Origin of the sequence: Brevundimonas sp. P7753 (assembly GCF_013386595.1) — a bacterium.
Taxonomy (GTDB): domain Bacteria; phylum Pseudomonadota; class Alphaproteobacteria; order Caulobacterales; family Caulobacteraceae; genus Brevundimonas; species Brevundimonas bullata.
Map to the genome: position 1 here is coordinate 1 of NZ_JACARP010000072.1, position 390 is coordinate 390.

At 68.2% G+C, this 390-nt stretch carries 1 protein-coding gene; it reads right to left on the bottom strand.

From position 1 onward, the window contains the following. The coding region (locus tag HX774_RS13760; RefSeq protein WP_218650431.1) for a trypsin-like peptidase domain-containing protein at positions 1 to 390 on the bottom strand (390 nt) is incomplete at both ends.

Consider the following 390-nt stretch of genomic DNA (forward strand, 5'->3'; position numbering starts at 1 on the left):
CAGGCCCTTGGCCTCGATCTTCAGCACGGCGATGTCGGTGGCCTTGTCCGCCCCGATCAGGACCGCGTCGAACAGGCGCCCATCGGTCATGTCGACGGTGAATTTCTGACCGTTCTCGATGACGTGGTTGTTGGTGACGATAATGCCGTTGGCGGCGTCGATGATGACGCCGGACCCGCCCTGCGAGGGCTTGGGATCGCCATCCGAGCTGGGACCGCGCGACTGGCCCAGGGTCGTGACCTGCACCACGGCGGGCAGGGAGGCGTCGAGACCGGCTGCGAAGGTGAAGACCCCGCGTCGCGCGTCATAGGGCAGGCCCGCCACGGACGGCGTCTGCACTGAAGCGGCGGCCGGGGCCGCGATCACCGCAACCGGCGTCGCGCTCAGAAT